This window comes from Streptococcus sp. D2, assembly GCF_006385825.1.
GTDB lineage: Bacteria > Bacillota > Bacilli > Lactobacillales > Streptococcaceae > Streptococcus > Streptococcus shenyangsis.
Genome location: NZ_VFSI01000025.1, coordinates 1 through 1170 on the forward strand (window position 1 = coordinate 1; position 1170 = coordinate 1170).

The 1170-nt window shown below is 38.6% G+C and carries 1 pseudogene; it reads left to right on the forward strand.

The window, feature by feature from the left end:
- A pseudogene (locus tag FJR73_RS10100) lies at window positions 1-1140 on the forward strand (IS3 family transposase); the annotation flags it as partial.
- Window positions 1141-1170 lie beyond the last annotated feature (30 nt).

Sequence of the window (1170 nt, forward strand, 5' to 3'; positions counted from 1 at the left end):
ACATGAAGGCTGGACTAAAGATAGAGTTTCTCTTGAATACGGCCTCCCAAGTCGTACGATACTTCTTAATTGGCTAGCACAATACAAGAAAAACGGGTATACTATTGTTGAGAAAACAAGAGGGAGACCAACTAAAATGGGACGTAAACGGAAGAAAACTTGGGATGAAATGACAGAACTAGAGCGACTCCAAGAGGAGAATGAACGCTTACGTACTGAGGTAGCTTACTTAAAAAAGTTAAAAGAGCTGGAAGACAGGGACGAAGCTATACAGCGAGAAAGGCAGAGACAATTAGAGAAATGGCTTCAGGAGGATTTCGACTAGATTTACTTCTTGAAGTGGCTCGTTTACCTCGCTCAACTTACTATTATCAGTTGAAGGAACTAGATGGGCTTGACAAAGATAAAGATCTTAAAGCTGAAATTCAAGCTATTTTTACTGAGCACAAAGGAAATTATGGCTATCGCCGAATAACTCTTGAATTGAGGAATCGTGGTCATATAGTAAACCATAAGAAGGTCCAACGTCTGATGAAAATCCTTGGTTTAAGTGCTCGAATTCGCCGTAAACGAAAGTATTCTTCCTACCAAGGAGAGATTGGCAAGAAAGCAGAGAATCTCATTCAACGCCAGTTTGAAGGATCGAGACCAATGGAAAAGTGTTATACGGATGTGACAGAGTTTGCCATTCCAAATAGCACGCAGAAATTGTATTTATCGCCTGTTTTAGATGGCTTTAACAGCGAAATTATTGCTTTTAATCTTTCTTGTTCTCCTAATTTAGAACAAGTAAAAACGATGTTGGAACAGGCCTTCACAGAGAAACACTACGAGAATACGATTCTCCATAGTGACCAAGGTTGGCAATACCAACACGATTCTTATCATCGGTTCCTAGAGAGTAAGGGAATTCAAGCATCCATGTCACGTAAGGGCAACAGCCCAGACAACGGTATGATGGAATCTTTCTTTGGCATTTTAAAATCCGAAATGTTTTATGGCCATGAGAAAAACTTTAAATCACTTAATCAATTGGAACAAGCCATTATAGACTATATCGATTACTACAACAACAAACGAATTAAGGTAAAACTAAAAGGACTTAGTCCTGTCCAATACAGAACTAAATCCTTTCAATAATTATTTGTCCAACTTTTTGGGATCAGTACA